Below are 26,966 nucleotides of genomic sequence, written 5' to 3' on the forward strand. Positions count from 1 at the left end.
CAGCTGAGGAGCGTCATGTCCGTCCCCGAGTCCACATCACCACAACGCCGCCGAGTCCGCAGGGGAGCCTTGGCATTCGCGTGCGCCGGCATCCTGTTCGTGATCTACGAAGCCGCCGCCCCGCGTGTCGGCGACCAAACCTCGCTCGAAGCCGCCCGGTCGTGGACAACGTCCGGCTGGTCGGTGGCGCATATCGCCGCGATCATCGGACTCATCCTCATCCCGCTCGGATACGGCGCGCTGCGCGGCTATCTCGACGGCACCTCCACCGAGAACACGGCCGCTGTCGCCGCGACGATCGGCTACATCGGTTCAGCGCTGACGATCTCGTACTACGGCGCCGAGGTCTATGGCCTCACAGCGATCGGGCAGCGGGCCGTTGCCGACGGGGATGCGACACTGGCCGAGGTCGGCAACGCTTTCCGGAACGATTCGACCGCGATAGCCGTCTTCGTGATCGGGCTCGCGCTGGTCGCGGCGACCGCGGTGCTCGCCGCTGTGGCGGTGTGGCGCTCGGGCACTCTCCACCGCTGGAGCGGCGTCCCACTGGCGGCACTGCTGGTCACCATGTTGCCCCAGTACTTCCTACCGCACGCAGGCCGGATCGCCTGGGGCGCACTGGTTGCGGTGGCGGCGTTGTGGCTGGCATCCGAAATGTGGAGGAGCACGCCGGTCGACCTCGAGAATGCCGGATCATCGGCCACGACATAGGGACCGACGCGAAGGCGCCGCCCGCTCGCTCAGCCCTCCTTGACCAGTTCCGGCTCGACGGGCTCCGTGTCTGCCATGACCGCCTCGCCGCGTGCGACCATGCCCGCTTCGTCGGACAGCTTCAAGTGTGGGATGAACAGCGCGAGCGCGAACGCGATAACCGCGCCAGGGATCAGGTACCAGAACCCGGGTACCAGCGCGTCGACGTAGGCGCCGACGATCGCGTCGTGCAGGTTCTCGGGCAGGTTCTTGACCACCGACGGGATCAGCGCGCTCGGGTCGATTTTCGCCGCCGCCGCTTCCTGCCAGTTCGCCTGGAACGCGCCGGTGAGGTTCTCGGTGAGCCTGCTGGTGAAGATGGAACCGAAGATCGCGATGCCCAGCGCGCCACCCATCTCACGGAAGTAGTTGTTCGCGCTGGTCGCCGTGCCGATCTGGTCGGGCGCCACCGCGTTCTGCACTACGAGCACGATGATCTGCATGATCAGGCCGAGCCCGGCACCCATCACGAACAGCATGGCCGAGACCAGCCACATCGAGGTGTTGGCGTCCAAACGGGTCAGCCACAGCATGTCGATGCCGATGAGCGCGGCGCCGATCGGCGGATACACCCGGTAGCGACCGGTTTTGGTGATCGCGTTCATCGAGGTGATCAGTGTGAGCATCATGCCGATCATCATCGGGATCAGCAGCAGACCCGACACCGACGCCGACGTTCCACTGGCCATCTGCAGGTAGGTCGGGATGAAGCCGATCGCGGCGAACATCACCAGGCCGACGAGGAATCCGATCAGCGAGGTCAGCACGAAGGTGCGATTGCGGAACAGCCACAGCGGCAGCATCGGCTCCGCGGCCCGCGATTCCACGAACACGAAGGCCGCGACCACGATGACGAGAGCGGCGATCATCGACACCATCACCGTCGAGCCCCACGCGTACTGCTTGCCGCCCCAGTCGGTGATCAGGATCAGCAGCGTGGTCGCGGTCGACATGAGCACGATGCCGAGGTAGTCGGGACGGAACTTGGGTCGATGGCTGGGGATGTTCAAGTAGCGGAAGGCGATGAACAGCGCGGCGATGCCGATCGGCACATTGATCCAGAAGCACCACCGCCAGTCGAGGTGGTCGGCGAACAGGCCGCCGAGCAGCGGTCCGGCGACCGAGGTGATACCGAAGACGGCACCCATCGGCGCCATGTACTTGCCACGATCCTTGGCGGGCACGACATCGGCGATGATGGCCTGCGCCAGAATCATCAGGCCACCGCCACCCACGCCCTGCAGGCCACGGAACGCGATGAACTCCCAGAACCCGGTCGACGCGGCGGCACCGATCGACGCGGCGGTGAAGACGGTGATCGCGAACAGGAACAGCCACCGCCTGCCGAACATGTCGCCGAGTTTGCCGTAGATCGGCATCACGATGGTGGTGGCGAGCAGGTACGAGGTGGCGGTCCAGGCCATGTGCGAGACCCCGCCGAGTTCGCCGACGATGGTCGGCATCGCGGTGCCGACGATCATCTGATCGAGGCTGGCCAGGAACATGCCCGCGATCAGCGCGGAGAAGATCAGCCAGATCCGCTTCTGCGTCAGGACGATCGGGGTGGGCGGCGAATCAGCCGTCGTGGTCATCGGAGCGTCTCCTTGTGCTGTCGTCCGGCCGGAACAGCCGGGCGGCCATGGCGCAGTGCTCGTGCAGCGCTGCCGCCAGCGACCCGTTCGGGTCGGCGGCCAGCGACATCGCTGCCCGCGTGGTGATGGTGGTCATGATTCCCGCGGTGAGCGAGGCGAATTCGGGGGCGACGTCGGCGCCGCACCTGGCCGTGAGGAGTTCGGCGATGGCGGCCTCCATCCGGGCACCGGAGGCGATGAACGCGGCGAGCACTCTCGGCTCGGCCATGACCAGTTCGGTGACCAGCGAGATACCCTCGCGCACTTCACTGTCCGGCTGGAAACCCGCGGCGTGCAGCCAGGTGAGGTCTTCGATGAGCACGCCGGTCGGTCCGCCTGCGATGAACTCTTGCCTGGCTTCGGGGGTACCTATCTCGCCGATCGGGCCGACCACCGCGTCGAGCTTGGTCTCGTAATAGTTGAAGAAGGTGCGCGGCGAGACGCCCACCGCCTTGGCGATGTCGTCGACGTTCGTCGCGTCGAGGCCGTGCTCGACCGCCAACCGCCGTGCGGCGAGGCAGAGGTCGAGCAGGGTTCGCTGCTTCTTCTGTTCGCGCAGTCCGATCGAGGCCTGCTTGACCGGCTGCTGTGTCACGCCCCATAAATTAGCACAAACTGCAATATTTCAGAAACTGCAAGTATTGGGCGAGTGCGTGCGCCGAGCGTTCGGCCAGGTCAACGCGACCGCGTTGGTGCCGGGAATTGGGCCGACCCGGGGCGACACTGAGAGTCGTGGACATCAACTCCCCGGACGCCGCTCCGCAGACACCCGCACGCACCAGGATGCCGAAGTGGCTACCTCGGGCGATGGTGCTGGCGCTGGTGTTCTTCGGGCTGTTCCTGATCGCCGACTGGGCGTTCCACCGGCTGACCGGCATCCTGATCATCTTGTTCGTCGCGTTCTTCATCTCGCTGGCGATGGAACCGGCCGTCGCGGTGCTGGTGCGACGCGGTGTGCCGCGGGGGCTCGCCACCGGACTGGTGTTCGTCGGCACCTTCGCCTGCGTTCTCGCCTTTCTCGCCGCACTGGTGACGTTGCTGGTGGAGACAGCCACCAACCTGGCTCATGAGACGCCGCGGCTGCTCGACGAGGGCGTGGACTGGGTCAATCACACGTTCGGCCAGCACTTCACGGTGCACGACCTGAGCCAGCGACTACTGCACGAGTCCACCCTCATCGAGAACTACGCGCACACCGCCGCCGACAACGCCTGGGGCGTGTCGACCACAGTCCTCGGCGGTCTGGCGCAGGTCCTGACCATCGCGTTGTTCAGCGTCTACCTCACCGCGGGCGGCCCGAAGGTGCGGCGCACCGTGTGCTCGCTGCTACTGCCCGCGCACCAGCAGACCTTCCTGCACGCCTGGGATCTCGCCATCGACAAGACCGGCGGCTACCTGTTCTCGCGGGTGCTGCTGGCGATCGTCTCCGCGGTCGTGCACGGGGTGTTCCTGTCGATCCTGCACCTGCCCAACCCGATCGCACTCGGTGTCTGGTTCGGCGTGATCTCCGCGTTCATCCCGACCATCGGCACCTACATCGCCGCGATCGTTCCGGTATTCGTGGCACTGACGGTCGATCCGATGGACGCGGTGTGGATCATCGTGTTCGCGGTCGCCTACCAGTGGTTCCAGGACTATCTGCTGCAGCCCCGGATCACCGCCCGCACCGTCGACGTCAACGCCGCGATCGCCTTGCTGGTGGTGCTGGCCGGTGGCGCGCTGCTCGGAGCGGTCGGCGCACTGCTGGCCATCCCCGCCACCGCGACGGTGCAGGCGTTCCTGTCCGAGTACGTGAAACACTATGCGGTGACCGAGGACCCGCGCATCGACCAGACGACCCCACGCCGGAAACGCACCACGTCCGCAGCCGACGACTGACCGACAAGGGCGCCGTCACCGCCGGGATGATCGTGCCTTCGGCGGCGAAGTCGCTCCGCGCTGAGGGGCGTCGCCGTAGATGACGAGCCAGATGGCGCGGCCCAGCGATTCGGCCAATTCCTCCTCGCCGATACCGGTTTCGGCGGCGAAGGCGACGGAGATCGTGCGTTCGACCATCGACGTGAGAACCAGCGCGGTGGCTCGGGGATCGAGCTGCGCGCCGACGCGGCCCGCTGCCTGTTCGGCCGCCAGCCGCGCACGCACCAGTTCGGCGAAAGTCGCGACCCTGGAACGCCAGTAGGCACCGACTTCCCGGTCGTAGGAACCCACTTCGGTGAGGGCTAGCAGTAGATAGCGATGGTCGCGGAAACCGCCGATCATCGCGCGCATGGCTCGAACGACACCGGCCTGCTGATCGGTGTGCTCGGCACTCCACCACGCCTCCGCCGCGGCGAACAGATCGGTGGTGGCCAGCTCGGCCATCCGGATCAGCAGGCTGCTCTTGTCCGGAAAGTAGCGGTAGAAGGTGGATCTTGCGGACCCGGAGGCCGCCGCGATCTTCTGCACGGCGATCTCGGTGAACGGCGTACCGTCGGCCAGCAGGTCTTCGACGGCGGCCAGCACACGACGCTCGAATTCGGCCCGCCGGTCGTCGGCGGGTTTGCGCGCCGATCGCGGGACACGGGTCAGCGAGGGCATCGGCGATCCGTCGCCGAGGCAGCACCTGACGCGCTGGCATTGACCATGGGATCCATTGTGCCCGTAGACCGGCGCACCGCCGTGGTGGCGGGGTACGGGCGGTGCCAATCCCCCTGTCCCGGTTCGCTGTTGACACCTGTACGCGGCCCGCCTCATCATCAATCGGACATACTGTCCGAGACTGAGTGACCGAGGCGGTACCCATGGTCGATTCCCCTGGCACTGCGGTCGAACGGGCCGATGTCGTCGTGGTCGGCGCGCGCTGCGCGGGATCGGCGACCGCGGCCACGCTCGCAGCGGCGGGCCGCACCGTCGTCGTACTCGACGCCGCGGCGTTGCCGTCGGACACGCTGTCCACTCATTTGCTCTGGCCGGCAGGACTGGCCGAACTCCAGCGGCTGGGCGCGCTCGCGGCAGTGGAAGCTCTCGGCGCGCCACGGCTGACCAGGGCCTACGCACAGGGCGCGGGCTACGGTGTCGGTTCCGGCTTTCCCCCGTTCGACGGCATCGACTACGCGATGTGCGTGCGCCGCACCGGGCTCGACGCCGTGCTGATGCGAACCGCCGTGCACGCGGGCGCCGAGGTGCGGCCGCGCTGCCGGGTCGCCTCGGTGGTGTGGGACGGAAACCGTTGCGCCGGTGTGCGTTATCTCGATGCCGCGGGCCAGGCCAGGGAGATCCGCGCCGCGCTCGTCGTCGGCGCGGACGGACGGCGCAGCACCATCGCTCGCGCGGTAGGCGCCGAGCGACCGTTCCTGACGGTACCGAGCGGGCGCGACTGCTATTTCGCCTACTGGCGTGATGTCGCCGACGCCCCGCGCCACATCGCCGCCCAGTGGCGGGTGGGGGCCGATCTCGGCACGGCCTTTCCCTGCGACGACGGTCTGGTGCTCAGTTTGGTGCAGCCACCAACGGTCGCCGATCGCGGTGCGGCGGAACGCCGTTACGCCGAGGCCCTCGCCCGGATTCCAGCGCTCACCGACCGGCTGAGCGGCTGTGAGCGCGTCGGCCGGGTCCGTTCCGCCACCGGCATCTCCTCGTACTTCCGGCACTCCGCGGGCCCGGGCTGGGCGCTGCCCGGCGACGCCGGACATTTCAAGGATCCCGTTACCGCGCAGGGCATCCGCGACGCCCTGCACTACGGCCGCACCCTCGCCGAGTCGGTCGGCGACGTCCTCGACGACCCGCGCGCACTCGACGCAGCACTGTCGGACTGGGAGCGCCGCCGCGTCGTCGAATGCCGCGAGATCTTCCACTGGACGAATCGGTTGGCACGCGGTGAAGTCATGCGCCCCTTGGAGATCGAGCTCTACCGCACCGCCGCCGGCGACCCGGAACTGGCGGAGATCACCGCGGGCATCTTCTCCCGCACCCATCGGCCCGCCGAGCTGTATGCCCCGGCGCGCGCACTGGGTCTCGCGGCTCGCGCCGCGTTCCACCAGCGCGCCCACCTGCCCGCCGTCCTCGCCGATGTGGCGCGCGAGATCCGCGACTCGGCCCGCGAACGGCGCATCACCCAAACAACCTTGCGCGGCACTGTCTCTCATGCCACCGCGCCACCGACCTCACCTTTCACCCTCACCACCGCAGGTCCAGGAGAACACCATGCCTGATCAGCCGACACCGTTGTCAGCACCGATCACCCGCCGCACCGCGTTGCGCGCCGGACTCGTCGCCGGAGCCGCACTCGCCGTCACTGCCCCGATCGCCGACGCCGCGCCGACGGCGAGGCGCTCACCGCTGTTGCGCTCCGGCGGCAAGTCGGTGGCGATCTTCGGTGGCGGCATGGCCGGGCTGAGCGCCGCCCACGAATTGGTCGAGCGAGGGTACGAGGTCACCGTCTACGAGCCCGCGTTCCTCGGCGGCAAGGCGCGCAGCATGGGTGTGCCGGGGACGGCGTCGCCCGGGCGTCAACCGCTGCCGGGTGAACACGGATTCCGCTTCTTTCCCGGCTGCTATCAGCATGTTCCCGACACGATGAGCCGAATCCCGTTCCCCGGCAACCCGAACGGCGTGCTCGACAACCTTGTGCGGGTCGAGGGTACGATCGCCGGATTCCAGGACCTTCCGCCGATCTTCGCTCCCGTCGAGCTCGGCGGGCTGAGTCAGTTGACGCCGGAACTGGTGCGCAACAGCATCGTCGGCGCGCTCGGGTTCATCCCCGACCTCCCACCCAACGAGCTGGCCTTCTTCGCCAAGCAGATGCTCGTGTGGTTCACCTCCAGCACCGAACGCCGCTTCGGCCAGTGGGAATACGTGACCTGGGAGCAGATCATGCAGGCCGAAGGCAAGTCGGTCGCCTATCGGAAGTACTTGGTGAACGCGCTCACCCGGATCACCGTCGCCGCGAAACCACAGACCAGCTCGGCACGAACCATCGGCACGATCGGCGAGGCCCTCGTCCTCGCCGCGTCTGGCGCCGCCCCGCAGTACGCCGGGGGCGTCGACCGTATCCTCAACCGCCCCACCAATATCGCGTGGATCGATCCGTGGGTCGAGTACCTGCGCTCGCTCGGCGTCCGCTTCGCCATGGGACAGGGCCTTGCCGCATTGCGGATGGACGGTGGTCGCATCACCTCGGCGATGGTCAGCGGAACAAGCGGGACGGCGGCGGTGACCGCCGACCACTACCTGTGCGCGATGCCGGTCGACCGCGCCGTCGATCTCCTCGACGACGCGATCATCGACGCCGATCCGCGCCTGGGCGGAATGCGAAACCTGGTGACCGACTGGATGGTCGGCATCCAGTACTACCTGCGCCGCCCGACCGATATCCCCGAGGGACACATCGCCGCACTCGGCTCCCCCTGGGCCCTCACCGCCCTGCGCCAGGCGCCGATGTGGGTGGGCGATTTCCCCGCCACCTACGGCGACGGGTCGGTGCTGGAATGCCTGTCGGTCGACATCTCCGACTGGGACACACCCGGAATCCTGTTCGGCCGCACCGCCAAGGAGTGCACCGCCGCCGAGATCGCCACCGAGACCTGGGCTCAGCTCAAAGCCTGGCTCAACACCGGCACCGATTGGCTACGCGACGACGACATCCATTCCTGGCATCTCGACCCCGGCATCACCTGGTCCGGCAACACCATCCACAACGAAACCCCACTGCTGGTCAACACGGTCGGCTCCTACGACAATCGCCCCGACGCGCACTGCGCGATTCCCAATCTCTATTTCGGCGGCGACCACGTGCGCAACCACATCGACCTGGCCACCATGGAGGGCGCCAACGAATCCGGCCGCGCCGCCGCCAACGCCATCCTCGATGCGGCCGACGACCCGAGCCCCCGCGCGCAGATCTTCCCCTTGGTTTCCCTGCCCGCGTTCGCGGCCGCCAAAGCCATCGATGCGGATCGCTTCCGCGCCGGTTTGCCCCACCTACTCGACAGCTGACCCTTGACCATCCGCGATTTCTGGTGCACGCTGACACCACATAATTGTGGTGTCAGTACGCACCACAATGAGGCAAGGCGGCCCGCACAGAATCGGACGAGGTAACGATGCCCTGCTGTCTGTTGGCGAGCTACCTCGTCGCGGGATTCCGCCGGCTGCGCCGCCGCCCACCCACGGAGACCGGAACCGCGAGTTTCGCCCCGCCCGCGCGACGACGAGGACCGGCCCCACGAACGGAGGCGGCGTGACGAGCGACGCGATCACGATGCCCGAGGTGACCGAATCCAGTCCGGAGGACCTGGCATTCCAGCGCTTCGTCCTGGACTCGGGCAGCACCACCACGCCCACCCGGGATTGGCGCACCCAGTGCCGGTCCCGCTGCTCGGGTGGGCATTCGTGGCGATCTTCGCCGTCGACGCCGTCATCACGCTCGGCGCACTCGCGTGGCAGATCGCCCATCGCAAACCGGCACGAGCGTTGTTCCCGCACTTGGTGATGGACGCCGCCACAGCCGTGATGGTCTGGCAAGCGCTGAGCTTCTTCGAACGGAGTCAACGATGACCACACCACTTCCCGCGCGCACCGCACCGCTCGATCCTCGATCGAGGAAGCTATCGATGCGCCGCCGACACGGGACCTCACTGCTTCGCCAATACGTCGGCGATCGGCGATTCCTGCTCGCCTTGCCGCGTGCGGTAGGGCTGCAGATTCTGCACCCGGCCATCGCGACGGCTCTCGACGAACACGTGGCGATGCGGCTGTGGTACCACAAGGCGCGGACCGTCTCGCAGACAGTTCAGATGGCCTACGACGACCGGGACCAGCGGCACCGCGTGGTCAACATCCACGGGCACATCGGTGGAACCGATGACCGTGGCGCGCGTTTCCACGCACTGAATCCGGACCTGTTCCACTTTCAGCACGCGACCTATGTGGAGACGCTGATGGTCGCGGTCAACACTTTCATCGCGCCGATGTCCGATCGCGACCACGAACGCCTGTACGCGGAGTGCTGCGAGTGGTATCTGCGATTCGGGGTGTCCGCGCGGGCCATGCCGCAGAACTGGGCGGATTTCGGCGACTATTTCGAGCGGGTGTGCGCACAGCAACTGCGCCTTACCGCAGCCGGCCGCACGCTCGCGCCCGAGGTCTTGCGTCCGACCAGCTGGGTCCCGCGGCTGCTGCCATCCGTCGCCGTCCGCGGGTTGCTCCACCCGCGCACCAAGGAACTGCTCGATGTGCGAGCCAGACCCGGCGATCGGGCCGCGTTCCGCTCGTACGCCGCTGGCCTCCGGATGGCGGCCCCGATGGTGCCGCCGCGGATTCGCTACGTGCCTTCGGCGCGCGCCGAGAGGTCGGCGTCTCAGCTCGGAGATCTGAGCCATCCGTCGAAATGACAGAATGATATACAAAGCGTCTCACTCTGCCTAAGGTTGGTCGGTAGACCGATACGGCTATCCAGGAGAAAATGTGTCTGATTCCGCAACACCCACCGTCGACGCCGCCGAACTCGCTGTTCGCAACCCGGCATCCGGAGAACTGGTCGGCACCGTCGCCGTGTCGACCCCGGAGGAGGTCGCCGCGGCCGCGGCCGCGCTGCGCAAAGCACAGCCGCGGTGGGCGTCGATCAGCGCGGCCGGACGGAAGCAGTGGCTGCTGAAGCTGCAGGATTGGGTGCTCGACCACGCCGACGAGCTGGCGGATTCGATTCAAGACGAGTCGGGCAAGCCCCGGGTGGAGGCCGAGGTCGAGGTCGCCTTCACCGTCGATCTTCTTGGTTACTACGCACGCAACGCCGCGAAGTTTCTCGCCGATACCGCAGTGAGCCCCCACACTCCGTTGATGCGGGTCAAGAAGTTGACCACCACCTACACCCCGTATCCGGTGGTCGGCATCATCACGCCGTGGAATTTTCCGCTCGCCATGCCCGCCTCCGATCTCGTTCCGGCGCTCGCCGCAGGCGCTGCCGTGCTGCTCAAGCCGTCGGAGGTGACCCCGCTGACGCCGCTCGTGCTCGCCCGCGGATGGGCCGAGATCGGCGCGCCGCCGGTGTTCACGGTGGTCTCCGGGTTCGGCGCCACCGGTGCCGCGGTTGTCGACAACGCTGATTTCATCCAGTTCACCGGCTCCGGCAACACCGGGCGCCGCATCGCGGTCGCGTGCGCGGAGCGCACCCGGCCCTACAGCCTCGAGATGGGCGGCAAGGACCCGGCGATCGTGCTCGCCGATGCCGACCTCGACCGCGCCGCCAACGGCATCGCCTTCGGCGCGCTGACCAACGCCGGGCAACTGTGCGTGTCGGTGGAGCGGGTGTATGTCGAGGCCGCGGTGTACGACGAGTTCGTGAACAAGCTTGTCGCCCATGTCAAGACGCTGCGGCTCGGTCGCGACGACCGCAGTGGCAACATCGACGTCGGTCCGCTCGCCAACGAAACGCAGTTGAAGATCGTCGCCCGCCACGTCGACGACGCCATCGCCCAGGGCGCGCGGGCACTCACGGGCGGAAAGGCGACCGGCGAGGGGAACTTCTTCGAACCGACCGTGCTGGTCGACGTCGACCATTCGATGTCGTGCATCACCGAGGAAACGTTCGGCCCGACCATCCCGATCATCAAGGTCGCCGACGAGAACGAGGCGATCCGCCTCGCCAACGACTCCGAGTACGGCCTGTCCGCCTCGGTCTGGACGGGCAACAAGTCCCGCGGGCAGAAGATCGCCCGCCGGTTGACCGTCGGCGCGGTGAACATCAACGACGCCACCATCAACCTGTTCAATTTCGCACTCCCCCATGGTGGTTGGGGCCAGTCCGGCACCGGATACCGATTCGGCGGCGCGGACGGCGTGCGCAAGTACTGCCGTAAGCAGGCGATCACGGCGCCGGCGCTGCCGACGCAGAAGTCCGAACTCGTCTGGTACCCGTACAGCCTGAAGAACTTCGGGTTCATGCGGAACGCGATGCGCGCGACCGGCGCTCGCGGTCGGCGCCGCTTCGGCAGGTAGGCGGGCCTCGCCGCGGACGGATGCCGCACCCGCCAGTGCCTCATCCGTCCGCGGCAAGCGGTAATCGCCCCGGGCGCGGGAACTAGCGAGGTGCGGCGCCGGTCGCCTGGGTCGTCGTGCGCACGTCCAGTGGACGGAACCCGGGTGCGATGTGATCGCGGGCGAACCGGCGCGCCGCGGCCTCGTCGTCGAGCGGGATGACCGTCGGCCTGGTCAGCACCAGCGACAGCGCGGTACGAGCCACCAGCTCGGCGACGGGGAGCGGGTCGTAGGCGGGAAGCTTGCCTGCCTCCTGCAAGCGAGTGATGAACTCGGCCAGGAAGTCACGACCGAGCTCGATCACCGGCGCCCCACCGGTGGTGAGGTAGGGCAGCACGGTGGCGGCGTCGGTGGCGAGGAGGCGGTCGAGCAACGGGTTGTCGCGCAAGCCGAGGGCGAAGGCGACGAACAGTTCGACGATCTGGTCTTCGGCGCTGGCACCCTCGTCGGCCTGCCGGCGCATCGAGGCGTCGGCCTGCTCCAGCAGGTGACGCACCTGCCAGAGCCCCACCGCCTGGACCACGTCGGTCTTCCCGCCGAATCGGCGGTACAGGGTCGCCAGGGACAGACCACCGCGGCGGGCCACCTCCGCCATGCTGGTGCGCTTGATCCCGAAGTCCAGAAACGCGGCCAAGGCGCCGTTCAGGACGTCGGCGTTATCGCGCTCGACACCGCCGTGTCCGCGAATCCGTGCCAGCAACCTGATCGACTCGGCCATATCCCATTCCCCTCAGCTGACAAGAGCCCGAACATAATGTGGTCCGACGGTAGCCCGCAACCTCGCCTTCTCAGACCAGTGGGCGGCCGAGCCGCTGACGCCGCCGCATGTCCCGGAGCACGGTCGAGTACGGCACGATCCGCGCGCGCACGGGTAGCCGCCCGTAGACGGCGCCGATGGCCCGGAACATCAGCCGATGCCGCCGCTCCTGCTCGTCGGTCCACGGGAGGTAGAGCTGTGAGCGCATCGTTTCGGGCAGCAGACCGGTCACCGCGAAACGATGAATATTCGCCAGCGGACGCGGTCTCGGAATATTGCGCAACCCGACCAGCTTGCGCAGGTACTCGGCGACCACGTCGTCGATCTGCATGTTCGCCAACCCGGATTCGAAGTAGCTCTCGAACGCCGCCAGGTCGGCGAACCACATCTCGGGCCGCATCTGCAACCCGGTGCCGAACCTGGCACCGTACTGCACGAAGACCTCCTTGGTGGCCTTGTCCAGCGGTCCGTAGAGGCGTTCGTGGGTGTCCATGACTCCCCAGCACAGGCAGACCGCGACCCACTTCTGCAGTTCGGGGTCGAACGCGTTGTACTTCACCTCGGCGCCCGGCGCCGACCGGACGCGCCGATGGACGCTGCCGACGGCCTGCCGGTACACGTCCCGGTCGTCCTCGGTGCCGAGCATCGCCACCGCGATGTAGGTCAGCGTGGTGCGCAACCGCTTCCACGGATGGACGTCGGCGCGGCCCGACTCGACGGTGCTCTCGACGACGCCGTATCCCACCGGCCGGTTCGCGAGCTGCACGATCACATTCGCGCCCGCCCCGGCGAAGGCTCCGATCCCGTCGAGAAATCGCTCGATGTCGAAGTCCTCGACGGTGCCGTATCGACACCGCAGAACCTCGCCGAGATCGCCCACCATCACAGGATCGGTCACCGTTGACACTTCACGCATGGTCCTGCGCCTCCTTCTGCTGAGAGCCTCTAAGACGATGATACAGTGAGATAATATTCAACTAATCGACTCAGCGTGGGCTTTCGGGCAGTGCCGCTGCGGGGCGTCGTGGTTGCTCAACGGTGGCGCGGGGTCAACCCGAACCGCAGCGCCTTGCGCACGATCTTGCCGGTGGGATTACGTGGCATCTCGTCGAGGAACACCACGTCACGGGGCACCTTGTACCTGGCCAGGTTGTCCTTGACATAGTTCTTGATCTCCTGCGCGTCCGGCTTCTCGTCCGTCGCCGCAACGATGAAGGCGCGCAATCGCTGTCCGAAGTCCGCGTCGTCGACACCGATCACCGCGACATCGGCGATAGCGGCGCGACCCGTCAGCAGATTCTCCACCTCCAGCGGATACACGTTCTCGCCACCGCAGACCACCATGTCGTCGTCGCGGCCGTTGATGAACAGCAGCCCGTCGGCGTCGAAGTGGCCCATGTCGCCGGTCGACATGTACCCGTCGATGATCTGTTCGGTCTTCCCGTCGGTGTACCCCTCGAACGGGGCGACGGTGCGGGCGAAGATCCGACCCGAGACGTTCGCAGCGGCGATTCGGCGATCGTCGCCGTCGTAGTGCGCGATGCGCGCGGTGACCGGTGCCCGCCCGACTGTGCCTGGCGCACGACGCAATTCGTGCGGCTGGGCGACGGCGGTGATCGCGACCTCGGTGGAGCCGTACCCGTTGTACAGCACGTCACCGAAGGCGTCCTGCCATCGGATCGCCAGGTCGGGCGGGAGCGGTGCGCCGCCGACGAAAACCGTGCGCAGCGTCGAGGTGTCGTACCTGGCGATCATGTCGGGACCGAGCGCGAGGAAACGGCACCCGGTCGACGACCAGCGCGGTGGCGAACCCGCACAGCGACTTCGGTGAGTTGCGGCTTGTCGAAAACTGGTGTTCAGCATGGCCAGCCGTAACCCGGCCTTGCCCGCCGCCACCATCGCCAGTATCAGGCCACGATGGTCGCGGGCCAGCACGCCGATCACCTCGCCGCCGCGCAGGCCCTGCCCGAGCAGCCCGTGGACCAGGGCGTTGGACTGCTCGTCGAGCTCGCGGTAGGTCAGCACCCCGCGTACGTCGGCCACGGTGCCGTTGGTCAGCTTCATCGATGAGCCTCTTGCGAGTTCCGGTCCGCGAATCTCACTGGCCCGCAGGCGTTGTCGTGCCGGCGTTCAGGTGATAGTGCTCGGGGCGCAGTGTTCGGGTCTGTAGTCGGTAGCTCGCGACCGCGCCCGGCCAGTTATTGGTGATCCGGCCCGCGGCGTTGCGATACCAGCTCGAGCACAGACCCCACGGCGTACGGTCCAGCCGCGCTTGCAGCTTCACGTCGTATTCCTCGGCGACCGCGCGCCGGACGTCGAGGGTGTGCGCCGGATGGCGGGACAATTCCTGCAGCGCCTGGCGGATGTAGCGAGCCTGCGATTCGATCATGTAGACGATCGACCCCACGCCCAGGTTCGTATTCGGTCCGTACACCATGAACATGTTCGGGAATCCGGGCACCGAGATGCCGTGGTAGGCGCGGGCACCGCCCTGCCACTCGTCCTCGAGCTTGCGACCGTTCGCGCCATGGATCGTCATCGGCCACAGGAATTCGGTGCCCTTGAACCCGGTTCCGTAGATGATCACGTCGACCTCGTGCAGCACGCCGTCGGCCGTTTTCACCCCGCTCGGCACGACTTCGGCGATCTCGGTCGTCTCCACCCGCACGTTCGGCTGGGTGAGTGCCGGATAGTAGTTGTTGGAGAACAGCCCACGCTTACAGCCGGCCGGGTAGTCAGGGGTCAGTTTCGCACGCAGTTGCGGGTCGGCGACCTGCTTGCGCAGATGGTTCACGGCGATCTTGGTGACGAATCCCCTGATCGCGGGGACGTCGGCGATGCCGAGCGACAGAAACTCACACAGCGCCCAGACCGCGAACCGCTCGGCGAGCCGGACCGGCGGCACCGCCGCGAACATCCGGTGATGCCACGGCTTATACTCGACGTCGGGCTTGGGCAGTACCCACGCCGCCGAGCGCTGGAACAGCGTCAGCGCCGCCACCCGCGGCTGGATCGCGGGGACGAACTGGATCGCGCTGGCCCCGGTGCCGACAACGGCTACCCGCTTGCCCGTCAGATCGACGCTGTGGTCCCACTCCGCCGAGTGGAACGCGGGTCCGGCGAACGAGCCGATGCCCGCGATGGCGGGCAGCGCGGGCCGCGACAGCTGACCGACCGCGGAAATCAGCACGTCGGTGGTCACCTCGAAACCGTCGGCGGTGCGCACCGTCCATCTCCCGCTCGCCTCGTCGAACTCGGCTTCGGTCACCTCGGACTCGAACCGGATCCGCTCGAGCAGACCGTTGTCGCGCGCCACGTCCCGCAGATAGGCGTGGATATCGGGCTGCCCCGAAAATCGCTTGGGCCAATCGGATTTCGGCACATAGGAATACGAATAGAGCGGGGAGGGGATATCGCAACCGGCACCCGGGTAGGTGTTCTCCCGCCACACGCCACCCACTTCCGCAGCCCGCTCCAGGATGACGAGATCGTCGACACCGTGGCGCAGTAGTTCCATCGCCATGCCGAGGCCGCCGAACCCGGTACCGATGATGACAGCGGACGGCATTGTCCGAGTGCGCATAGAGCTCCTCATGTCATTGCTGTGTCCGGTCAACGGTAGGTCGCCGTCGAGGCGGTGACGAGGATGCCCGCGGACAGAAAATTGACATTTCAGGCCATAATCGAGACATGCGCACACGACAGGAGCCGGCAGTGGACACATGGGACTTCCCCCGCGGTGTCGCCAGTGTCGCCGTGATGAACCGGTTCGCGGTCGAGCACGGCGCCGACGCCACGTCGATCCTCGCCGGTACCGGCCTGTCCGTCGCCGACCTCGACTCCGCCGACCGCCAGATCGATGCCCGGACCGAATTGCTGGTGGTTCGCAATCTGCTACGCGAACTCGGCACCCGGCCCGCGCTCGGCATCGAGGTGGGTCGCAGCTATCGCATCAGCGCCTTCGGCATCTATGGCTACGCCTGGATCACCAGCCCCACCCTCGGCGAGGCGATCTCCTTGGCGCTGAGCTACTTTCAGTTGAGCTTCGCCTTCTGCACACCGGTCGTGGAAATTCACGACCAGCGGATGGTTGCCCGGATCCGACACGATCGGATACCTGATGATGTCCGGCAATTCCTCGTCGAACGCGACACCTTCGCGATGCATCGGGTGCTCGCCGACCTCCTCGGCCGACCGGTGGATATCCACCAGGCGCGGTTCGCGTTCCCCGAACCCGGCTACGGCGACCACATCGCCACGATCCTGGGTGTACTCCCCCGCTACGGGCAGGCCGAAACCAGCATCACGATCACCGCCGAAACTCTGAACCAGCCACTGCCACAGGCGAATCAGGCCACTTTGGCCCTGTGCCTGGCGCAATGCCGTGAGCTGATCGACCGCCGGAGCACTCGCACCGGGATAGCGGCCGAGGTTCGCGACCATCTGCTGGCGGGCATCGGCACCGCGGGGATCGCGACACCGCCGTCGCTGGACAGGGTCGCCCACGACCTCGGCATCACCGGCCGCACCTTACGACGACATCTCGCCGCGGACGGGACCAGCTACCGCATCCTGCTCGACGAGGCACGGCACGGTCTAGCCGAGGACATGCTGGTCGCCACCACACTCGCGGTCGAGGAGATCGCCGCACGGCTCGGCTACACGGAGGCAGGCCCCTTCATCCGCGCTTTCAAGCGCTGGACGGCCACCACTCCGGCCGCCTACCGGCGCACCTGGGGTCGCCGCTGAGCACGACAACCCGCGCACTATTGACGTTCTGCCAATATATCTGACAATCTGTTTCCGCAGATTGAGGCAGATTGCGTCCTGGGAGGCACGGATGACCGCACAAGCGGGCTGGGTAGACGATGAGATCGAGGCCGTTCGCGAACTCGCGACGAAGTTCTTCGAGAAGGAGGTGCTTCCTGGCGCCGAGCGGTACAAGCAGCAGGGGCACCCCGACCGTGACCTCTACCTGAAAGCGGGCAAGCTCGGGCTGCTGGCGCCCTCCGTGCCGGAAGAGTACGGCGGCGGAGGCGGCACGTTTGCCCACGAGGCGGCGATCATCGAGGCCCAATCGAGGGCAGGCGACACCTCCATGGGCCTGGCGATCCACTCCGGGATCATCGCGCCCTATCTCGTCGAGTTCGCCTCCGAGGAGCTCAAGACGCGCCTGCTGCCCAAGGTGGTCAGCGGCGAGTGCCTGCTCTCGATCGCGATGACCGAACCGGGAACGGGATCGGATCTGCAGAACATTCAGACCAAGGCGGTGCGCGACGGCGACGAGTACGTCATCACCGGTTCGAAGATGTTCATCAGCAACGGCGCGCTCTGTGACGCGGTCATCATCGCCGCCAAGACCGACCCGGACAAGGGCGCCGCCGGGGTGTCGCTCATCGTCGCGGAGGTCGGTGACGACACCCCCGGCTTCACTCGCGGGCGGACCCTGTCCAAGATCGGTGGCACCGGCCAGGACACCGCCGAGCTGTTCTTCGACGGCCTGCGGGTGCCAGTCGGCAATCTGCTCGGCGAGGCCGAGGGCCAGGGCTTCTATCAGATGATGAAGCTGCTCCAGCAGGAGCGACTCGTCTGCGCGGTGATGGCCGTGGCGTCGATGGAGGCCGCGGTCGCGATGACCGTCGCCTACACCAAGGATCGGCAAGCGTTCGGAAAATCGCTGCTCGCCTTCCAGAACACCAAGTTCGAGCTCGCCGAGTGCGCCACCGTCGCCAGAATCAGTCGCGTCTTCCTCGATGACTGCCTCACCAAGCATCTGGTCGGCGAACTCGACGTGGCAACGGCGTCGATGGCCAAATATTGGCTCACCGATCAGTTGAGCGTGGTCGCCGACCGGTGCCTGCAACTGTTCGGTGGATACGGATTCATGACCGAGTACCCGATCTCGGAGATCTTCACCAGTGCGCGCGTGCTTCGCATTCTCGCGGGAACGAACGAGATCATGAAGGAACTGATCGCCCGATCCCTGTAGCCGCTTCAGCACAGAACCCCCGCCGCCCGGGGTTACCGGGCGACGGGGGTTCTGTCATGACAGTCAGCCGAGGGTTTCGCCGGCAGCGGCCTTGACCCGCAACGACTCCGGGACCTCGAACCGGTCGCCGTAGGCGGCCCGCAGCTCGTCGGCCCGCGCGACGAATCCGGCCAAGCCACCCGCGTACTGGTTGATGTACTGGATCACGCCGCCGGTCCACGCCGGGAACCCGATGCCGAAGATCGACCCGATGTTCGCGTCCGGCACGGTGCGCAGCACGCCCTCGTCGAAACACCGCACGGTATCGAGGGATTCGGCGAACAGCATCCGTTCCTGCATGTCGATGAACGCGATGCCGTGATCGTCGCGGGTGTAGTTCTCGACCAGCCCCGGCCACAGGCCGAGCTTCTTGCCGTCGGCTTCGTATTCGTAGAAGCCGCGACCCTCGAGCCTGCCCGGGCGCTCGAAGTCGTCGACCATCGCGTCGACGAGCGGGTACGCCTTCGAGTCGACCCAGTTCTTGCCCTCGGCGAGCAAGTTCTCCTTCAGGCTGCGCCGAATCTTCTGCGCCAGCTTCATATTGATCTCATCCGCCAGCGCCAGCGCACCGACCGGGTACCCGGCCTGGGTGGCGGCCTGTTCGACCGAGGCCGGATGCACGCCCTCGGCGACCAGCGAGATCGCCTCGTCCATGAACTGGCCGATCACCCGGCTGGTGAAGAAGCCGCGGCTGTCGTTGACCACGATCGGGGTCTTCTTGATGGCGAGGGTGTAATCGACGGCACGGGCGATCGCCTCGTCGCTGGTTTCGTCGCCGACGACGATCTCGACCAGCGGCATCTTGTCCACCGGGGAGAAGAAGTGCAGTCCGATGAAATCCTTCGGGCGCTTCACGCCGGTGGACAGGTCGGTGATCGGCAGGGTCGAGGTGTTCGACCCGAGAAGCGCGTCCGCGTTCACCAGGTGCTCGATCTCGCCGAACACCTTCTTCTTCAGACCCGGATCCTCGAACACCGCCTCGACGACGAAGTCGCATCCCGCGGCATCGGCCGGATCGGCGGTCGGGTGGATGCGGCCGAGGATCTCGTCGTACTTGTCCTGGGTGATCGCGCCTTTGCGGAGTGCCTTGTCGAGCAGCTTGCGCGAGTAGGCCTTTCCGCGCTCGGCCGCCTCGATGGTGACGTCCTTCAACACGACCTGCATGCCGGCGCGGGCCTGCACATAGGCGATGCCCGCGCCCATCATGCCCGCGCCGAGCACGAGGACCTTCTCCGGCGTGCGCACGGGGAAGCCTTCGGGGCGGCTGCCGCCCTTGTTGATCGTGCCCAGATCGAAGAACAGCGACTTGATCATGTTCGTCGAGACCTGGCCGCAGATCAGGTTGGTGCAGTAGCGGGTCTCGATCGCGAACGCGGTCTCGATATCGACCTGCGCACCCTCCACCGCCGTGGCCAGCACCGCGATCGGTGCGGGCATCGGCGAACCCTTGAGCTGCTTGCGCACATTCGCGGGGAACGCGGGCAGGTTCGCCGCCACCGCCGGGCTCGACGGCGTGCCGCCGGGGATCTTGTACCCCTTCACATCCCACGGCTGCGCGGCCTCGGGGTTGGCCGCGATCCAGGCGCGGGCTTTGTCGAACATCTCCTCGCGAGTGGTGGCGACGTCGTGAATGATGCCGACCTGCAACGCCTTCGCGGGCTTCATCCGCTGGCCCTGGCCGACGACGTTGAGCACCGCGTTGGTGATACCGAGCAGCCGAACCGTCCGGGTGACACCACCCGCGCCGGGCAGCAGCCCGAAAGTGACCTCGGGCAGGCCGAGCAGGCTGCCCTTGACGTCGATCGCGATCCGGTGATGGGTGGCCAACGCGACCTCGAACCCGCCGCCGAGCGCGGTGCCGTTGATCGCGGCCACCACCGGCTTACCGAGGGTCTCCAGCCGACGGAATGCCGCCTTGTAGGTGTCCAGTCCGAGCGCGATCTGCGGTGCGGACTCCGGTGTCGCGTTCATCAGCAGGTTCAGGTCACCACCGGCGAAGAAGGTGTCCTTGGCCGAGGTGAGGACGACGCCGTCGAAGGTGTCCTTCTCGGCCTCGAGCCGATCGACGGTCGCGGTGAGGTCACGCGCGAACGCCTCGGTCATCGTGTTGGTCGACTGGTTCGGGTCGTCCATCGTGAGCACGAGCACCCGATCGGCACCCAGATCCCAGGAAATCATGTTGTCAGTCATCGCTTTTCGTTGTTCCTTCGGTCTCGGAGTCCGACGCTCAGACGCGCTCGATGATGGTGGCGATGCCCATGCCACCGCCGATGCACAGCGTGATCAGCGCGCGGCGCGCTCCCCGGCGCTCGAGCTCGTCGACCATGGTTCCGGTGATCATCGCGCCGGTGGCGCCCAGCGGGTGGCCCATGGCGATGGCGCCGCCGTTGACGTTGAGCTTCTCGTCGGGGATGTTCAGCTTCTTCTGGAAGTTGAGCACCACCGACGCGAAGGCCTCGTTGAGCTCGAACAGGTCGATGTCATCGACGCTGAGCCCGGCCAGCGCCAGCACCTTCTCGGTCGCCGGGACCGGCCCGGTCAGCATGATCGTGGAATCGGCACCACTCACCGCGGAGGCGACCACCCGGGCGCGCGGAGTGAGACCCGCTGCGACACCGGCGGATTCGCTGCCGACCAAAACCAGCGCCGAACCGTCCACGATTCCCGAGGAGTTCCCCGCGTGGTGCACATGGTCGATCTTCTCGACATGGTGGTAGCGCTGCATGGCGACGGCGTCGAAGCCGCCCATCTCCCCCATCGCCGCGAACGACGGGGTCAACCCGGCCAGGCTCTCCACCGTGGTATCGGGGCGCATGAACTCGTCGTGATCGAGCAGCACCGCGCCGTTGATGTCCTTCACCGGCACAATGGATTTGGCGAAATAGCCACCCGACCAGGCAGCAGCGGCCTTGCGCTGCGACCGCACCGCGAAGGCGTCGACATCCTCACGGGTGAAGCCCTCGATCGTGGCGATCAGATCCGCGCCGACACCCTGCGGCACGAAGTAGGTGTTGTAGTTGGTGACCGGGTCCATCGCCCACGCGCCACCATCGGAGCCCAGCGAAATCCGCGACATCGACTCCACGCCACCGGCGATCACCAGCTGTTCCCAGCCCGATCGCACCTTCTGCGCCGCGGTGTTCACGGCCTCGAGGCCCGAACCACAGAACCGGTTGAGCTGCACGCCGGCGACCGTGTCGGGCAGCCCGGCGGCGAGCGCGGCGGTCTTGGCGATATCGGCGCCCTGGTCGCCGACCGGGGAGACCACGCCGAGCACGATGTCGTCGACCGCCGCCGGGTCGAGCCCGGGATGACGGGTTTTCAGTTCGTCGATCAGCCCGACCACCAGGTCGAGCGGCTTCACGCCGTACAGAGCGCCGGTCTTCTTGCCACGCCCACGCGGCGTGCGGATCGCCTCGTAGATGAATGCCTCGGTCATGATTCTCTCCTCGCTCGAATCTGACAATAGGATGCAGCAGATTTGGAAATCTGACAAGGCGTTGTGGCAGACTCGGCGCATGGTCAAGGATCGCGCGTACGCGGGCGTGCCCGCCGAACAGCGGCGCGCGCAGCGCCGGATCACGTTCCTGGAGGCCGCCAGGGAGATCGTCGGCACCCAGGGCTCGGCTCGGCTCACCGTCGGCGGCCTCTGCCGCCAGGCCGGACTGACCGAGCGATACTTCTACGAGAACTTCACCAACCTGGACGCCGTCGTCACCGAGATCTACGACCAGGTGATCGGTGAGCTGACCGCACTGATCGCCGAGCGGGTGCGCGCCGCCCCCGATCCCCTGCGCGACAAGGTGCACGCGGCCATCGCCGCCGGCCTGCAAATGGTCGCCGACGATCCCCGCCTGATCCGCATCGCCTTCACCGAAGCCCAGCTCAACCCCGTCCTCAACACCCGCCGCACGGCGACGATTCGCACTTTCGCCGCCCTCGTGCTGGCGACCGTGAGTAAGCAGCTCAGCCCCGAGAACCGAACGGCCGCAGGCGCTTACGGTGAGCTCGCCGCCATGCACCTCGTCGGCGGGCTGTACGAGACCGTGTACGGCTGGCTCAACGGAACTCTCGACCTGACGCGCGACGAGCTCGTCGACGAGTCGACCGAGATCTTCCTCGTGGTCGTCGACCAGATTCTGGGACCCGAAAGTCACCTGCGGCGGTCCGAACCCAGCCGGCTCACCTAGCGTCAGCCGTGCCAGCGGCGGTAGACCTCGGCCGCGCCGGGGTGCAGCGGGACCGTTCCGGTGCCGATCAGGAATCGACTGTCGAGAAACTGGGTGCCCGCGGCCTCGGCGGGGACAAGCGAATCGGCACGCCGGACCAGCAGTTCGACGATGGCGGCCGCTGTCTCGTCGGGCAGGGTCGCGGCGGCGAGCAGGAGATTGGCCACGCCGATGGTGTGGACCGCCGGGCTGCCCGGATAGGCGTCGGCGGGGATGGCGACCTGGTCGTAGACGGGACCGTACCGTTCGCGCATCGGTGTGACGAGGGCGCCGAGGTCGATCAGGCGCATCGGATCGGGCACGGTGAGTGCACCGGTCGGCACGCCGCCTGCCCACAGCAACGCGTCGAGGGTGCCGTCCGTCAGCGCCTGGGCGGCCTCACGGAGGGGTCGGTGCTCGACCAGGACGTCGACCGGATCGAGCCCGGCGGTCGCGAGCAGCCGCTGACCGGTCAACGCGGCTCCCGAGCCCGCGGCGCCCAGATTGACCCGGCGTCCACGCAGGTCGCCGACCTCGGCGATCGGACCGTCGGTGCGGACCGCCAGCTGCAGATAGTTCTCGTACACGCGACCGAGCGCCACCACCCGGCCACCGAAGTCACTCGCCGAATCCGCGAGCGCCAGTGCCGTGTCGACCTCGCCGTCGGCGACCATCCGCAGATTCTGTTGCGATCCAGCGGTTTCCACCGTTTCGATGCGCAGATCGTCGGTGTTGTTCGCGGCCGCGGTAGCCAGCAGTCGCGCGAAGGCGTAGTAGAAACCGCCGTCCTCGCCCGAGGCCAGTCGTACGGTCGCACGGTCGTTCGCGCCGCATCCGAACGCACCCATCGAGGCGAACGCGGCCAGTGCCATCATCCGGCGACGCGAGATCGGCGCGCTCATCGCGCCACCTCGGGTACTCGGACCGCCACGGCGAGCCCGTGCGGCCGCACTGCCTCGACTGTCAAAGTCCCGCCCCACGCCTTGGCCAACGCCTGCGCGATCGACAGGCCCAGCCCGGTACCGCCCGCGACCGCCGTCGAACCGCGGTAGAACCGGGCGGTGAGTTTGTCGAGTTCGTCCGGCGCGGCGCCGATCCCGTCATCGGTGACCCGGACCGTCACCCATCCGGGATCGGCCGACACTTCGACGACGGTGCGTGCACCGGATCCCGCGTATCGACACGAATTGCTCAGCGCCACATCGAGGATCTGCGCGAGAGCCGCCGAGCTGATCGCCGCCGAGGGGCGACTGCCGGTTATCTCGCCACTGGCAGGCCGAGCAGGAATCGCCGCGACGGTCTCGCCGGATCGGGGTTCGGCGGGTGCCGTGGTCAATCGCATCCCTGCCTCGTCGAACGCCGGCGCCCACGCGTCGATTCGGTCGGCCGCGACCTGCGCCGGGTCACAGAATTCCTCGGCGGACGCCGCGGTGCCGAAAGCCGCGGGCGCTTGGGCCACAGCCAGTTCCAGCAGGTCGTCGAGGAGCGCGGTCAGCCGTTCCACCTCCACGGTCGCCCCGCGGAAGGTCCCCGTGGCGCGTTCCGGGACGGCCGATTCCAGCGAGTCGAGACGAATCGTCAAGGCGGCGAGTGGGTTTCGCATGGCATGCGCGGTATCGGCGACGAGCTGATGCTGCGCGTCGGCGGAGTCGCCGACGGCGGTGGCCATGGCGTCGACCGATTCGGCAAGGTCGCGAATCTCAGGTGGGCCGCCGTATCTTCTGGTTATCGGGGCGCGGCCACGTGGCTTCGGCAGGGTCGCGGTGAGTTCGGCGACCGCCCCCGACATCGCGGCCAGCGGCCGCAGCACCCATCGACTCAGCACCAGCGCCAACAGGATGAACAATCCCATTGCGCCGAGCCCGCCCACCGCGATCACGGCCCACATCCGGGCGATCGACGAGCGCGCCGCGGCGGTCGACGCCTCGATCACGACGGCGCCGTTCACTTGCACCCCGGTGCCGACAGGGCGCGCGATGAGCATCACCGGCGCGCTCCACGGCGTCAGCCGATCCGCCTGCTGCGGGCGCTGATTGCGGCGAGCCGCCGCCACCGCGGCGCTGATTCCCGGATCGCTCACCTCGACCCCAGCATTGACGATCGGTGCCCCGCGCGCATCGACGACCAGTACGTTCTCCCCGTACAGCTCGTGATAGCGACCGACCTCGTCGGCGAGCGCCTGCGTCCCACCCGCCGACGCCGCCGCGCCGGCGAGGGTCGCGAATCGGTCGGCGTCGCCGGAACGGCCGAGCACCAACTGCTGCGTCCGGCTGGTGGCCACGGTCAGTGACAACGGCACCGCGAAGGCCAGCACCGCGAGCGCCGCGAAGACGGTGAGCGCCGTCAGCAGTCTGCGGCGCATGCCCGGCCTCCGGCGCTCACTCGCCCCACCGATAGCCATAGCCGCGAATGGTGGTGATCAGTCCTGGCCGGTTCAGCTTGGCGCGCAACCCGGTCATGTGGACATCGAGCGAGCGCGAGACCGCGACGAACGCGTCGCCCCAGATGCGGTCCATCAGCTGCTGCCTGCTCACCGCGGCGCCCGGGCGTTCCACCAGCACCTCGACCAGCTCGAATTCCTTCTGCGTGAGCGAGATCGGCGTACCGGCCACCTCGACGACCCTGGCGCGCAGATCCACCCGGACATCACCGGTGACGACCTCCGTCCTGGCCCGCTGGGCGACGGCCGCGGCCCGGCGCAGCACGGTCTCCAACCGCGCCATCAGCTCGGCGATCCGCGGTGGCTTGACCACATAGTCGTCGGCGCCGCCGCGCAGCCCGCGCACGATCGAGCGCTCATCGCTGCGGGCGGTCAGGATCAGCACCGGGACTGCGCTGACCTCGCGCAGCTGCCGCAGGACCTGGAGCCCGTCCGCGTCGGGCAGTCCGAGGTCGAGGAGCACGGCGTCGTAGTCACGATGGGCGATGAGCAGATCGGCGCCACGGCGCATGCGCTCGGCCCGGTAGCCGCGCGCGGTGAGCGCCTCTACCAGGGCGTCGCCCACACCGTCGTCGTCCTCGACCACCGCAAGCCGCACGCGCCGATCCTCCCATAGCGGAAGGACCGGCGCGTATTCCGGACGGTCAGCCACGCACGGCGGCCATCGCCCGATCCGGCTCGACTGCCTCCGCGTCGACGCCGCTTTCGGCGTCGATGGTCGACTCGGCCGACGTCTCCCGCATGAAGTAGTAGGTGAGCAGGGAGATCGCGATACACCCGGCGACGTAGAAGAAGTACAGGGACTCGAGGCCCGCCTTCTTCAGCGCGAGGGCGATCATCTCGGCGGTTCCACCGAAGATGGCGACAGTCAGCGCGTACGGCAGGCCGACGCCGAGTGCCCGGATCTTGGTGGGGAACAGCTCGGCCTTCACGATCGAGTTGATCGAGGTGTAGCCGGTGACGATCACCAGTGCGGTCATCATCAGGCCGAAGGCCGCGAGCGGGTTGGACGTGTGCGCGAGCGCCGTCATGATCGGCACCGTCAGCACAGTGCCCGCGACACCGAAGAAGATCAGCAGCTTGCGTCGCCCGACCCGGTCCGACAGACCGCCCGCGATCGGCTGGAGCACCACGAAGACCAGCAGCGCGACGAAGTTGATCCAGGCCACGGTGTCCTTGGAGATGCCCGAGGTATTGATCATGAACTTCTGCATGTAGGTCGTGTAGGTGTAGAACGCCACGGTTCCACCCAGGGTCAGGCCGACCACCAGCAGGCATTCGCGGGGGTACTGCAGCAGGACCCGCAGCGAACCACGTGAACTGCCCGCGGCCGCCTTGCCTGTTTCGGATGTCTTCTCCATGGCCTTGAACGAGTCCGACTCGTCCATGCCGCGTCGAAGCAGCATCACCACGATCGCGCCACCGGAACCGATCAGGAACGGAATACGCCAGCCCCAGCTGTACATCTGCTCGGACGAGAGCATCTGCTGCAGGATGATCTGCACGCCGAGCGCGACGAGCTGGCCCGCGACCAGCGTCACGTACTGGAAGCTCGAGTAGAACCCGCGCCGCCCCGGGGAGGCCACCTCCGACAGGTAGGTGGCGCTGGTGGCGTACTCGCCGCCGACCGAGAGTCCTTGCAGCAGCCGCGCCATGAGCAGCAACACCGGCGCCGCGATGCCGATTGTCTGGAACCCGGGAGTCACCGCGATCATCAGCGACCCCGCGGCCATCACGGTCACCGACAGGGTGAGCGCGGCGCGGCGACCGAACCGGTCGGCGTAGCGTCCGAGCGCCCAGCCGCCGATCGGGCGCATGATGAACCCGACCGCGAACACCGCTGCCGTCGACAGCAGCTGCGCGGTGGGGTCGCCGTCCGGGAAGAACGCCTTCGCGAAGTACACGCTGAACGCGGCGTAGACGTACCAGTCGTACCACTCGACGAGATTGCCGATCGAGCCGCGCAGCACATTCGCTACTACTCGCCGTTCACCACCGGCCTGTGTCGTTGTCACCTTGGACCCTCCTCTATCGGCGCGGCTTTGCACCGTCGCAGACCACTGTGTCGGCTGTCACAAGCCAAAAGGAAGCCGCATGGGCAGTTCCTAACCTTCCCTTAGGACGATCGGGCGACCCACCC

Annotated in this window: 22 protein-coding genes and 2 pseudogenes; 10 read left to right on the plus strand and 14 right to left on the minus strand. The window is 67.3% G+C overall.

Going from position 1 to position 26,966, the window contains the following annotated elements:
* The first annotated feature begins 15 nt into the window (after positions 1 to 15).
* On the plus strand, positions 16 to 711 hold the full coding sequence (locus tag ACWZHB_RS12035; protein ID WP_427908021.1) for a hypothetical protein: 696 nt from the start codon (positions 16 to 18) through the stop codon (positions 709 to 711).
* 29 nt (positions 712 to 740) lie between these two features.
* On the opposite strand, the gene ACWZHB_RS12040 is transcribed toward ACWZHB_RS12035, so the two are convergent.
* Both ACWZHB_RS12040 and ACWZHB_RS12045 read right to left on the minus strand, forming a co-directional pair.
* Entirely contained in the window at positions 741 to 2,342 is a 1,602-nt protein-coding gene (locus ACWZHB_RS12040) for an MDR family MFS transporter (protein WP_427908022.1), read from the minus strand.
* On the minus strand, positions 2,326 to 2,976 hold the full coding sequence (locus ACWZHB_RS12045; protein WP_427908023.1) for a TetR/AcrR family transcriptional regulator: 651 nt from the start codon (positions 2,974 to 2,976) through the stop codon (positions 2,326 to 2,328). The genes ACWZHB_RS12040 and ACWZHB_RS12045 overlap by 17 nt, the downstream gene beginning before the upstream one ends.
* A 137-nt stretch (positions 2,977 to 3,113) precedes the next feature.
* On the opposite strand from ACWZHB_RS12045, the gene ACWZHB_RS12050 reads away from it, so the two are divergent.
* Positions 3,114 to 4,259 carry an AI-2E family transporter gene (locus tag ACWZHB_RS12050; protein WP_427908024.1) on the plus strand — a complete coding sequence of 382 codons (1,146 nt, stop codon included), beginning with the start codon at positions 3,114 to 3,116 and terminating at the stop codon, positions 4,257 to 4,259.
* Between the two features lie 15 nt (positions 4,260 to 4,274).
* Here the strand turns inward: ACWZHB_RS12050 and ACWZHB_RS12055 are convergent, their stop codons facing one another.
* Positions 4,275 to 4,958, minus strand: coding sequence for a TetR/AcrR family transcriptional regulator (locus ACWZHB_RS12055; protein WP_427908025.1), 684 nt, complete (start codon positions 4,956 to 4,958; stop codon positions 4,275 to 4,277).
* A 203-nt stretch (positions 4,959 to 5,161) separates the two neighbouring features.
* On the opposite strand from ACWZHB_RS12055, the gene ACWZHB_RS12060 reads away from it, so the two are divergent.
* From ACWZHB_RS12060 to ACWZHB_RS12080, 5 genes are all read left to right on the plus strand, one after another.
* A complete protein-coding gene (locus ACWZHB_RS12060) occupies positions 5,162 to 6,571 on the plus strand; it encodes an NAD(P)/FAD-dependent oxidoreductase (protein WP_427908026.1) in 1,410 nt (469 codons plus the stop codon).
* Positions 6,564 to 8,354 (plus strand): hydroxysqualene dehydroxylase, encoded by a 1,791-nt coding sequence (locus ACWZHB_RS12065; RefSeq protein ID WP_427908027.1) that lies wholly within the window; start codon positions 6,564 to 6,566, stop codon positions 8,352 to 8,354. Before ACWZHB_RS12060 ends, ACWZHB_RS12065 begins: the two co-directional genes overlap by 8 nt.
* 366 nt (positions 8,355 to 8,720) lie before the next feature.
* Positions 8,721 to 8,915: a hypothetical protein gene (locus tag ACWZHB_RS12070; RefSeq protein ID WP_427908028.1), complete on the plus strand. Its 195-nt coding sequence runs from the start codon at positions 8,721 to 8,723 to the stop codon at positions 8,913 to 8,915.
* A complete protein-coding gene (locus ACWZHB_RS12075) occupies positions 8,912 to 9,751 on the plus strand; it encodes an oxygenase MpaB family protein (protein ID WP_427908029.1) in 840 nt (279 codons plus the stop codon). The genes ACWZHB_RS12070 and ACWZHB_RS12075 overlap by 4 nt, the downstream gene beginning before the upstream one ends.
* A 73-nt stretch (positions 9,752 to 9,824) precedes the next feature.
* Positions 9,825 to 11,354, plus strand: coding sequence for an aldehyde dehydrogenase family protein (locus ACWZHB_RS12080; RefSeq protein ID WP_427908030.1), 1,530 nt, complete (start codon positions 9,825 to 9,827; stop codon positions 11,352 to 11,354).
* Between the two features lie 82 nt (positions 11,355 to 11,436).
* On the opposite strand, the gene ACWZHB_RS12085 is transcribed toward ACWZHB_RS12080, so the two are convergent.
* The 5 genes and pseudogenes from ACWZHB_RS12085 to ACWZHB_RS12105 form a co-directional block, all read right to left on the minus strand.
* Positions 11,437 to 12,111, minus strand: coding sequence for a TetR/AcrR family transcriptional regulator (locus tag ACWZHB_RS12085; protein WP_427908031.1), 675 nt, complete (start codon positions 12,109 to 12,111; stop codon positions 11,437 to 11,439).
* Positions 12,112 to 12,181: 70 nt separating this feature from the next.
* Positions 12,182 to 13,066: an oxygenase MpaB family protein gene (locus ACWZHB_RS12090; protein ID WP_427908032.1), complete on the minus strand. Its 885-nt coding sequence runs from the start codon at positions 13,064 to 13,066 to the stop codon at positions 12,182 to 12,184.
* A gap of 116 nt (positions 13,067 to 13,182) precedes the next feature.
* A pseudogene (locus ACWZHB_RS12095) lies at positions 13,183 to 13,929 on the minus strand (AMP-binding enzyme); the annotation flags it as partial.
* 66 nt (positions 13,930 to 13,995) lie between these two features.
* A pseudogene (locus tag ACWZHB_RS12100) lies at positions 13,996 to 14,214 on the minus strand (AMP-binding protein); the annotation flags it as partial.
* A 34-nt stretch (positions 14,215 to 14,248) separates the two neighbouring features.
* Complete coding sequence (locus ACWZHB_RS12105; protein WP_427908033.1) at positions 14,249 to 15,733, minus strand: flavin-containing monooxygenase; 1,485 nt, start codon at positions 15,731 to 15,733, stop codon at positions 14,249 to 14,251.
* Positions 15,734 to 15,840: 107 nt separating this feature from the next.
* Between ACWZHB_RS12105 and ACWZHB_RS12110 the strand changes: the two genes are divergently transcribed.
* Positions 15,841 to 16,899 carry an AraC family transcriptional regulator gene (locus tag ACWZHB_RS12110; protein WP_427908034.1) on the plus strand — a complete coding sequence of 353 codons (1,059 nt, stop codon included), beginning with the start codon at positions 15,841 to 15,843 and terminating at the stop codon, positions 16,897 to 16,899.
* A gap of 91 nt (positions 16,900 to 16,990) precedes the next feature.
* Complete coding sequence (locus ACWZHB_RS12115) at positions 16,991 to 18,139, plus strand: acyl-CoA dehydrogenase family protein (protein WP_427908035.1); 1,149 nt, start codon at positions 16,991 to 16,993, stop codon at positions 18,137 to 18,139.
* Between the two features lie 63 nt (positions 18,140 to 18,202).
* Here the strand turns inward: ACWZHB_RS12115 and ACWZHB_RS12120 are convergent, their stop codons facing one another.
* Complete coding sequence (locus ACWZHB_RS12120; RefSeq protein WP_427908036.1) at positions 18,203 to 20,368, minus strand: 3-hydroxyacyl-CoA dehydrogenase NAD-binding domain-containing protein; 2,166 nt, start codon at positions 20,366 to 20,368, stop codon at positions 18,203 to 18,205.
* A gap of 37 nt (positions 20,369 to 20,405) precedes the next feature.
* Positions 20,406 to 21,620 carry an acetyl-CoA C-acetyltransferase gene (locus ACWZHB_RS12125; protein ID WP_427909144.1) on the minus strand — a complete coding sequence of 405 codons (1,215 nt, stop codon included), beginning with the start codon at positions 21,618 to 21,620 and terminating at the stop codon, positions 20,406 to 20,408.
* Between the two features lie 76 nt (positions 21,621 to 21,696).
* Here ACWZHB_RS12125 and ACWZHB_RS12130 point away from each other — a divergent pair, with 76 nt between their 5' ends.
* The gene (locus ACWZHB_RS12130) at positions 21,697 to 22,368 is read left to right on the plus strand and encodes a TetR/AcrR family transcriptional regulator (RefSeq protein WP_427908037.1); all 672 of its coding nucleotides are present in this window, start codon (positions 21,697 to 21,699) and stop codon (positions 22,366 to 22,368) included.
* Between the two features lie 2 nt (positions 22,369 to 22,370).
* On the opposite strand, the gene ACWZHB_RS12135 is transcribed toward ACWZHB_RS12130, so the two are convergent.
* From ACWZHB_RS12135 to ACWZHB_RS12150, 4 genes are read right to left on the minus strand one after another with little or no spacing between them, the layout of a single operon-like run.
* Complete coding sequence (locus ACWZHB_RS12135) at positions 22,371 to 23,288, minus strand: TAXI family TRAP transporter solute-binding subunit (RefSeq protein WP_427908038.1); 918 nt, start codon at positions 23,286 to 23,288, stop codon at positions 22,371 to 22,373.
* Complete coding sequence (locus tag ACWZHB_RS12140; RefSeq protein ID WP_427908039.1) at positions 23,285 to 24,748, minus strand: sensor histidine kinase; 1,464 nt, start codon at positions 24,746 to 24,748, stop codon at positions 23,285 to 23,287. The genes ACWZHB_RS12135 and ACWZHB_RS12140 overlap by 4 nt, the downstream gene beginning before the upstream one ends.
* Before the next feature lie 16 nt (positions 24,749 to 24,764).
* On the minus strand, positions 24,765 to 25,424 hold the full coding sequence (locus ACWZHB_RS12145; RefSeq protein ID WP_427908040.1) for a response regulator transcription factor: 660 nt from the start codon (positions 25,422 to 25,424) through the stop codon (positions 24,765 to 24,767).
* A gap of 46 nt (positions 25,425 to 25,470) precedes the next feature.
* Positions 25,471 to 26,841 (minus strand): MFS transporter, encoded by a 1,371-nt coding sequence (locus tag ACWZHB_RS12150; protein ID WP_427908041.1) that lies wholly within the window; start codon positions 26,839 to 26,841, stop codon positions 25,471 to 25,473.
* Positions 26,842 to 26,966: the final 125 nt, after the last annotated feature.

The organism is Nocardia sp. FBN12 (assembly GCF_054031145.1).

Excerpts from the sequence above, each read along its gene's own strand:
- ACWZHB_RS12130 (WP_427908037.1), top strand. The coding sequence starts at position 21,697 with ATGGTCAAGGATCGCGCGTACGCGGGCGTGCCCGCCGAACAGCGGCGC.
- ACWZHB_RS12140 (WP_427908039.1), bottom strand. The coding sequence starts at position 24,748 with ATGCGCCGCAGACTGCTGACGGCGCTCACCGTCTTCGCGGCGCTCGCG.
- ACWZHB_RS12120 (WP_427908036.1), bottom strand. The coding sequence starts at position 20,368 with ATGACTGACAACATGATTTCCTGGGATCTGGGTGCCGATCGGGTGCTC.
- ACWZHB_RS12060 (WP_427908026.1), top strand. The coding sequence starts at position 5,162 with ATGGTCGATTCCCCTGGCACTGCGGTCGAACGGGCCGATGTCGTCGTG.
- ACWZHB_RS12105 (WP_427908033.1), bottom strand. The coding sequence starts at position 15,733 with ATGCGCACTCGGACAATGCCGTCCGCTGTCATCATCGGTACCGGGTTC.
- ACWZHB_RS12085 (WP_427908031.1), bottom strand. The coding sequence starts at position 12,111 with ATGGCCGAGTCGATCAGGTTGCTGGCACGGATTCGCGGACACGGCGGT.
- ACWZHB_RS12135 (WP_427908038.1), bottom strand. The coding sequence starts at position 23,288 with ATGAGCGCGCCGATCTCGCGTCGCCGGATGATGGCACTGGCCGCGTTC.
- ACWZHB_RS12090 (WP_427908032.1), bottom strand. The coding sequence starts at position 13,066 with ATGCGTGAAGTGTCAACGGTGACCGATCCTGTGATGGTGGGCGATCTC.
- ACWZHB_RS12065 (WP_427908027.1), top strand. The coding sequence starts at position 6,564 with ATGCCTGATCAGCCGACACCGTTGTCAGCACCGATCACCCGCCGCACC.
- ACWZHB_RS12110 (WP_427908034.1), top strand. The coding sequence starts at position 15,841 with ATGCGCACACGACAGGAGCCGGCAGTGGACACATGGGACTTCCCCCGC.
- ACWZHB_RS12075 (WP_427908029.1), top strand. The coding sequence starts at position 8,912 with ATGACCACACCACTTCCCGCGCGCACCGCACCGCTCGATCCTCGATCG.
- ACWZHB_RS12055 (WP_427908025.1), bottom strand. The coding sequence starts at position 4,958 with ATGCCCTCGCTGACCCGTGTCCCGCGATCGGCGCGCAAACCCGCCGAC.
- ACWZHB_RS12035 (WP_427908021.1), top strand. The coding sequence starts at position 16 with ATGTCCGTCCCCGAGTCCACATCACCACAACGCCGCCGAGTCCGCAGG.
- ACWZHB_RS12040 (WP_427908022.1), bottom strand. The coding sequence starts at position 2,342 with ATGACCACGACGGCTGATTCGCCGCCCACCCCGATCGTCCTGACGCAG.
- ACWZHB_RS12115 (WP_427908035.1), top strand. The coding sequence starts at position 16,991 with ATGACCGCACAAGCGGGCTGGGTAGACGATGAGATCGAGGCCGTTCGC.